Origin of the sequence: Mycobacterium sp. 4D054, from assembly GCF_052245755.1 — a bacterium.
Taxonomy (GTDB): domain Bacteria; phylum Actinomycetota; class Actinomycetes; order Mycobacteriales; family Mycobacteriaceae; genus Mycobacterium.
On sequence record NZ_JBQQCF010000147.1, the window covers coordinates 1 to 1,017 of the forward strand.

Sequence of the window (1,017 nt, forward strand, 5' to 3'; positions counted from 1 at the left end):
TGAGGTGAGCCCCCTGTAGTGGTCCAGTCGTTGTGGGACTCTGTTGCCCGAGTGCTCGGGCAGGAAGAATCAATGACGACATGGCAACGAACAAGCGCCGGCGGCACACTCCGGATCAGATCATCCGCAGGCTGGCCGAGGGCAACAAGCTCCTCGGGACCGGCCAGGAACTCGGTGAGGTGTGCCGGCACCTGGAGATCACCGAGTCGACCTGGCATCGCTGGGTCGCCCAGTACGGCGGCATGAAGGCCAACGAGGCCAAACGACTCAAGGAGCTCGAGGCCGAGAACGCCCGGCTCAAGAAGCTGGTGGCCAACCAGGCCCTCGATATCGACATGCTCAAGGAGATCTCGTCGGGAAACTTCTGACCCCGAACCGCAAGCGCAGCGCCGTTATCGCGCTGCGTGAGCGGTTCGGGGTTTCTGAGCGCCGCGCCTGCTCGGTGGTCGGCTTGCACCGCTCGACGATGCGGCTGACGCCGGCACCGATCACCACCGAGGAGGCTGAGCTGCGGGCGTGGCTGCGCCGGTTCTCGGTCGACCGGCCGCGCTGGGGGTGGCGCCGGGCCGCGAAGATGGCGCGGCGAGCCGGCTGGAAGGCCAACAACAAGCGCATCCGCCGGCTGTGGCGTGAGGAGGGCTTGCGGGTGCCGCAGCGGCGCCGCAAGAAGCGGCTGACCGGGATCGGTGTCGCCGTCGGTGCGATGTCCCCAATCCGACCGAATGTGATCTGGGCGATGGACTTTCAGTTTGACACCACCGCCAACGGGCGCACCCTCAAGATGCTCAACGTGATCGACGAGTTCACCCGCGAAGCCCTCGCCATCGAGGTGGATCGGTCCATCGACGCCGCCGGTGTCGTCGACGTCTTGGACCGTCTGGCGCTCACGCATGGGGCGCCGCACTATGTGCGTTTCGACAACGGGCCTGAGTTCGTCGCGCATGCCGTGTCGGATTGGTGCCGATTCAACAGTGCCGGTTCACTTTTCATCGATCCCGGCTCGCCGTGGCAGAACGC

Annotated in this window: 1 pseudogene; it reads left to right on the forward strand. The window is 65.9% G+C overall.

The features are described 5' to 3' along the window. Positions 1–80: 80 nt before the first annotated feature. Positions 81–1,017 (forward strand): annotated as a pseudogene (locus ACTWP6_RS30315) (IS3 family transposase); the annotation flags it as partial.